7 protein-coding genes are annotated in these 7,133 nt (G+C 35.8%); 2 read left to right on the forward strand and 5 right to left on the reverse strand.

Annotated features, from left to right (window positions below; genetic code table 11):
- Positions 1-69: 69 nt before the first annotated feature.
- From RZN25_16755 to RZN25_16775, 5 genes are all read right to left on the reverse strand, one after another.
- On the reverse strand, positions 70-291 hold the full coding sequence (locus RZN25_16755) for a YneF family protein (GenBank protein MEQ6378464.1): 222 nt from the start codon (positions 289-291) through the stop codon (positions 70-72).
- Between the two features lie 71 nt (positions 292-362).
- Entirely contained in the window at positions 363-734 is a 372-nt protein-coding gene (gene sirA / locus RZN25_16760; protein MEQ6378465.1) for a sporulation inhibitor of replication protein SirA, read from the reverse strand.
- 138 nt (positions 735-872) lie between these two features.
- Entirely contained in the window at positions 873-2,870 is a 1,998-nt protein-coding gene (gene tkt, locus RZN25_16765; GenBank protein MEQ6378466.1) for a transketolase, read from the reverse strand.
- A 142-nt stretch (positions 2,871-3,012) separates the two neighbouring features.
- Positions 3,013-3,246, reverse strand: coding sequence for a DUF896 domain-containing protein (locus RZN25_16770; GenBank protein MEQ6378467.1), 234 nt, complete (start codon positions 3,244-3,246; stop codon positions 3,013-3,015).
- A 319-nt stretch (positions 3,247-3,565) separates the two neighbouring features.
- On the reverse strand, positions 3,566-4,225 hold the full coding sequence (locus RZN25_16775; GenBank protein MEQ6378468.1) for a recombinase family protein: 660 nt from the start codon (positions 4,223-4,225) through the stop codon (positions 3,566-3,568).
- Between the two features lie 248 nt (positions 4,226-4,473).
- On the opposite strand from RZN25_16775, the gene lexA reads away from it, so the two are divergent.
- Positions 4,474-5,100 (forward strand): transcriptional repressor LexA, encoded by a 627-nt coding sequence (gene lexA, locus RZN25_16780; protein MEQ6378469.1) that lies wholly within the window; start codon positions 4,474-4,476, stop codon positions 5,098-5,100.
- Positions 5,101-5,515: 415 nt separating this feature from the next.
- Entirely contained in the window at positions 5,516-6,718 is a 1,203-nt protein-coding gene (locus tag RZN25_16785) for a hypothetical protein (protein MEQ6378470.1), read from the forward strand.
- The last annotated feature ends 415 nt before the right edge of the window (positions 6,719-7,133 follow it).

Here is a 7,133-nt window from a genome sequence, read left to right on the forward strand (position 1 = left end):
GAGTAAAAAGAAAACTTAGCTTGCGCTCATTAGCGAAGGCTAAGTCATCTTATTGGGTCCAATTTATGGTTATTTTTCTTGTTGGTTATTCATAGCACGCATCATTTGATTAATTTTCTTCTGTGACGGTTTCTGACCCATTTGCATCATTAGTGTACGAAGCATTTGTTCATTAATTGGTGGATTTTTCTTCAAGTAGTTCATCATATATCTTCTAGCAATAAAAAATCCAAGTGCAACACCCGCTAATAACGCAGCAATTGCAATTAGGACTACCCATACGGTTTCCATTCAAGATTTCCTCCTTCATGTTGTCTCATTTTCAGTATATTAAATTATAATAGATAAAACAATACTTGTCCTTAAGAAAGCAATACAGGTTTTTGCAATGGAGATACCCATCCATAATGACCAAATTCCATATCCATTACAAAAAAACAAGGATCTAGCTCTCTTAACTTTTCAAAAATCGTATATTCTGCCTCCGGTAAAGTCAAGCCAGCAAGCTGGACTCTATGCTTAAAAAGATCAATATAGACATCAAAATCCATCATTCGAACCTTTCCCCAACCTCTAGGAAGGGATATGGGTCTCGTAATATACATAAACTGCTTGAATAATTGTGGTGTTGTTTTTTCTTCTGCTTGTTTCAAAAAACGATAAACGAGTTCAGGACGCTGATAATAATAATGATAGACTTCAGGTTCAATTAAAAATAGTTTGAACTTATGCATATATACCCCTCCCTATGGAGGAAGTATACTAAATCCCTAGTAAAAAAAATGTCAAACTACGTCACCCTATATAATTTTTTTACAGAATCGAAGGTTAAGCTAATTTGATTGCTTAACCTTCAAAGTTCATACTTCTTATTAAAGTATCCCTTTAACTTTATTCACTACATTTTCAACAGTAAAACCATATTTTTCAATAATAGTTTCTCCAGGTGCAGAAGCCCCAAATGTGTCAATGGCTAGGATTTCTCCCTCGTCCCCAACATAACGATCCCAACCGAATGAAGACGCCATCTCAATACCGACACGTTTTTTCACAGATGAAGGAAGGACTTCTTCCTTATAACTTGCGTCTTGCTTATTGAAGCGATCCCACGATGGCATGCTGACAACAGCAACATCAATTCCTTGATTGCTTAATTCTTTTTGCGCTTCAACTGCTAACTGCACCTCAGAACCAGTAGCTAAAAGAAGTGCATCTGGAGTTTCCTTTTTAGCAGGGCTAACTGTGTAAGCTCCTCGTTTAACTCCTTCATAGGCTTTTTCATTAGCTCCTTCAAGAATCGGCAATCCTTGTCTTGTTAGAATTAAAGCAGTTGGTTGGTCTTTCGATTCCAGCGCAAGTCTCCACGCAACACTTGTTTCATTAGCATCTGCAGGTCGAATAACAGACACATTAGGAATAGCGCGTAAAGCAGCTAACTGCTCTACCGGCTCATGAGTAGGTCCATCCTCTCCGACAGCGATGGAATCATGTGTTAGTACATAAGTAACAGGAAGTCCCATAAGAGCTGATAATCGTAAAGCAGGACGAAGGTAATCACTGAAGACAAAGAAAGTCCCACCATAAACTCTTAGCCCACCGTGTAGTGCCATACCATTTAATGCAGCTGCCATGGCAAATTCACGAACACCAAACCAAATATTTCGTCCTGAATAGTTATCCCTTGAAAAGTCTTGTTCAGCTTTTACCATGGTTTTATTTGAGCCTGCTAGATCAGCGCTTCCTCCAAAGAAATATGGAACTTCTTTCGAAATAACTTGGATAGCATCACCCGAAGCTTCACGAGTAGCCTTCCCTTTTTCTCCAAAAGCGTAATATGGAAGATTCTCTTCCCAACCTTCAGGAAGATCTCCCTTTATTGCTAGCTCAAGTTCTGCAGCAAGCTCAGGATATGATTGCTTGTATTCATCAAATAGAGCGTTCCACTCTTTTTCTACAGATTGTCCATGGTCCTGTACTTTTGTCTTGAAATCTTCATACACCTCATCAGGTACTTGGAAAGGTTCATGCTCCCATTGGTAATTTGAGCGGACTAGCTTTATCTCTTCTTCACCTAGCGGCGCTCCATGAGAAGCTGACTTTCCACTTTTATTTGGAGAACCATATCCAATAACAGTTTTCACTTCAATCAATGTAGGCTGATCCGCATTTTCTTTCGCTGATTTAATCGCTTGACGAATAGAATCAAGATCATTTCCATCCTCCACTCGAATAACTTGCCAGCCATAAGATTTGAAACGATCTTCCGCATTCTCCGAGAAAGATTTATGAAGGTCCCCGTCTAAAGATATATCATTTGAATCATATAGTACGACAAGTTTCCCTAGCTTTAAATGTCCGGCGAGGGAAGCAGCTTCGTGAGAAACACCTTCCATCAAGTCTCCGTCACCACAAATAGCATAGGTAAAATGATCAATCAGTTCCTTTTGGTCTTTATTATATTTTGCTGCAAGATGTCTTTCGGCCATCGCGAATCCAACGGACATAGCTATCCCTTGTCCTAATGGACCAGTTGTAGCTTCTACTCCTTCTGTATGACCGTACTCTGGATGCCCAGGAGTTTTAGATCCCCATTGACGAAAATTTTTTAAATCATCTAAGGTCACGTTATAACCTGAAAGATGGAGTAAGGCATACAATAGCATCGAACCATGACCAGCTGATAACACAAAACGATCTCGATTGAACCAATCAGTATTTTTAGGATTGTGATTCATAAATTCCGTCCATAAGGTATAGGCCATCGGCGCAGCCCCCATTGGCATACCAGGATGACCAGAGTTTGCTTTTTCGATCGCATCTATAGCTAAGGTACGAATCGCATTTATTGACATTTGATCTTGCATAGACATATTTTTGTCTCCTTTCATAATTCCCTATGTATCACCATTATCCTATAACGTACCCCACAAAATAACAAGGTTTTCATTAAATATTTTGTTGAAAACCTTGTTATTGTATTCAAATTAACTTTTGAAGATTAAAAACCTAAGACTAATTCTTTTTAGACCTAGCTTTTAAATCTTTTACTTTTTGAGGTGTTACATCGTTTCCCTCTGGATCTACAATAGTGATCGTCTTTAGATGATTTTTAAAGCTTGCCCTTACATTTTTTAAATAGGCTTGCCTTAGTTCATGTTGTTCTTCTTTTTCTTCTGGTGTCAGTGCTTCTTTTTTTGACTTATTGGCCAGTTCGTTAATTCTTTGAAGCTTTTCTTTAGATAACATGCTTTCAACTCCTCAGTTATATTAGCATTTATTATATTCAACATATTTTCACATCAATCATTGGCTGTCCCCCCACGATAGTTAGCCAACCAAGGGTTGACCTAAAGGCCCTTGAACCAATCGGACATTTACGGGCAGCCAACCATGAAGCAAGCTTCACAACAAGGAGGAAAAATTTATTGTTTTATTTTCATGGGAGTTTATCCCCTACCTACTCTTTTTGTTTCCCTTTAGACTTCAGGTGGGGGTATTGCTGCCCGTTCATGCGGGATAAAGAAAATAGAGACAAGATCTATAATAGACCTTGCCTCTTTTCATCCTATAGGTTTTCAGTTTGCTTTTCAAGTTTTGTAAACTCGTTGTAGCGACGATTCACCGTTGCTTTTGACACATCATAGCCCATCCCTTTTAATGTGGAAGATATCTCTGCGAATGTCATTTTCTTCTCTCTTAATCTAATAACTTCTTCTATAGGAAAAGAGATTCTTTCTTTCCCTGACGACTGGTTAATACGAGCCAAATTTTCCTGAGGACGGTATCCATTATTGACGGCTCTTCTCATACCTCTTTTAATTTTTATATTATGAATTTTCCTTTGGTACTCTTCTACTATAGAAACAATCTGCAAAACCATAGAGTCTGCATCAGATATCTGAAGATCCCCACCTTCATTGTTTGACAAGACTTTTACTTGTAGTCTATTTAGTTGGTGGATAAGTGCGAGCTTGGCGTTTCCTCTCCCTAGCCTAGTATCATCTTGGATCAATAGTACATCTGCAGCCTTAGAGGAAAACCAGTCGAGTAATTCAAATATCCCATCTCTATCCACTTCATATCCACTGGCTCTTTCCATTATGACATGTACAACCTCTAAATTCTCCTTCTTAGCTAATGTTATTAATTCTTCCTTTTGCCTGTTCAAAGAAGTTTCCTGGGTATGTTTGTTAGTTGATACCCTACAATAAATAATCGCCTTCATTCTAGAGACTAGAGTACAAGAACATTAAGCTAAGAATAAAAGATACAAAATAAGCAACGTCTTGTTTAGATACATTTTGAAACATTTGAATTCCTCCTTAGAACTAGAACTTACGTTCGTTTCTTGTATTTTATTATATATTCGAACATTCGTTCTTGTCAATATTTTTTTCGAACGAATGTTTGTTTTTAATTGGAAACTATGATATAATAACGGTAATAATAGGATACGAGAGAGGGAGAATAAATATGACTATCATTTCTAAAAGGCAGGAGCAGATTTTAGAATATATTAAAGAACAGGTATTGCATAAGGGCTATCCGCCTTCTGTAAGGGAAATTGGTGAAGCTGTTGGTTTGTCATCCAGCTCTACTGTCCATGGGCACCTATCACAGCTTGAAAAAAAGGGTTATATTCGTAGGGATCCCACTAAACCTAGAACAATAGAAATATTACATTTGGATGAAGCTGGTTCTACACCAAAAGGAAACGTCCATTACGCTCCTGTTATTGGAAAGGTTACTGCAGGTGAGCCTATCACTGCTATAGAGAATATAGAAGAGTACGTTCCAATTCCAGAAATGTTAACAGGTGGAGGAACAGATGATGTGTTTATCTTAGTCATTGACGGGGAAAGTATGATCGAAGCCGGTATTCTTGATGGTGATATGGTCATTGTAAGAAAGCAACAAAGCGCACAAAACGGGGATATCGTAGTAGCTATGACAGATGATAATGAAGCGACCGTAAAACGTTTCTTTAAAGAAAAGGACTATATTCGATTGCAACCAGAAAACTCCACAATGGCACCAATTATTTTGCCTAATGTAACCATCTTGGGGAAGGTAGTAGGATTATATAGACATATTCAATAGAGCAAAGTCTAAAAAACCTCCTTTTCACTAGTGAAAGGAGGTTTTTTAGTTTATTAAATACATAGTACTACTAAACTAATATTGATTGTTTTTCCTTTATTCCACCTCCTTTATAATTAGGGAAAATTCCTCTTAAAGTTCGCTTAATATTACAAATCACACCCTATAATAGTGTTCATTATAAGACTTAATATGTATTTTTAGTTTTTTTAAAACTAAAACAGCATCTATTTCGAAATAGGTAACGTCATAAATATAAATACACCAAGTACAAGTTTTATATCTAGAGGTAAAGGATATGACTTAGAATGGTATTTTGGTAAGGGTTGAGATTAATGATAAAAAAAGGAGGAAACGGAGAATGTATTGAATTATACGGTATAAAAGACAAATCAGCTTAGTAATATTATCTTTAATGATTTTCCCACTAGTTTTTATTAATATTGTTTCAGCTAATGAAATTAGAAATGAGAAAACACTGGAGACTAAAGCCGCCAAAATTTTTTTATATGATTACAACAAACACGGTAGTGAAAAATTTGAACTGGTTACAGATAAGATAGAAAAAGGGGTTACTGTTGCTATCTTTGGTGACGATATCAGCAAAGTAGATGTTTATCCACTTTTCCATGAACTTAGGGTACCAGTTACTTTAACTAAAGAAGAGGATCAACAAATTAAAACTAATTACGTAGATTTGTTTGATAAAGAAGACTTAGAGAAAATGGCTAGTGTTGAAGAACCCAAATCAAATCATTCCATAATGCTTGAACCAAATATTAAAAACTTTACTCCTTTAATTATTCTAAAACCTAACAACGGTAAAGTGTTTGCCGATTTTCACGAGATTACTGTTAAGGATATTAGTAAAGTAAATAAAGGCCAGCTTCAGAAATATATTCGGGACTATATAAAAGAAGAAAAAGTTCTTTCAATAATAGAAGATTATGAGAATGCAGTTTCTGAAAAAGTAAGTACAATGGCTACAAGTGCTAGATTTCTAGCTTCAATTAGAAAAACACAAACTTTTCATGGAGATTTCTACTTTGCAGGGTATACCCGCTATTGGAAAGAGGCAGGTAAACATATAACTGATTACCTAATCTATGATAATGGAGATAATGAAATAGGCTATGATCACTTAACAGTAGTTGCTGAAGCGGAAATACATAGTTTTCCATATCTTAACCCAAATGGACCTCCTTTTGTTACCGAGGCATACGAGGGTAAACTTGATAACTATTATTCAACCGATATTTTAATAGATTATGCGCCGGACACGTCCGCAAAAACATTAAACAACAGTGGTACTTACAATTTCAATGTTGGATTTCCTTGGACTGTATCGTTTGGATATTCATGGCATGGTAAAAGTAGAACAACGATGAAAGGTATCGGAAATAAAGAAAATCAACTTTATTATAATTACTTCTATAACGGGGGAACTTACGGTCTTTCTACTAGTAAATTTACCGCTGAATATTCAGCTATGTATAAGAGTAGAGGTACTCTTTTAAAATTAAACTATCAGAATTTATTTGGAATCAATTTATCAGGCTCAGCTACTGGTTATGATTGGTATGGAAAAAATTGGTACGTATTATCTTATGATTATTAATAATTATTTATGAAACCAGCTCATTCTAGGTTGGTTTCTCTCTCCATATATTTTGTAATCCATAGTAAATCTAATGTATCTTATATATAAGGTTTTAACAAAATATAGAAAACGGTGATTAATTTGTATAGGAAAATAGGAATTATGTTAATAGCAATGTCATTATTGTTATTTTCTTTGTTAATGTCAATGAGCGCTCTGATATCTTCTATCTATCTTTTAGGGGATTTAGGAGAATACTTATTCCCTAAAACTATCTATGTACCTACAATATTAGTCTTTTTAACTGGAATAGTATTATTATATGTTAATAGAGAAGAAAAAGATGATGATTAAACCACCCTCGAAATTGAAGAACTTTTAGAGGAACAAATACAACTGTGAATGCTAAACTAAAATAGACCATTATTGCTAG

It is taken from the genome of Bacillaceae bacterium S4-13-56 (assembly GCA_040191315.1).
Lineage (GTDB): Bacteria > Bacillota > Bacilli > Bacillales > JAWJLM01 > JAWJLM01.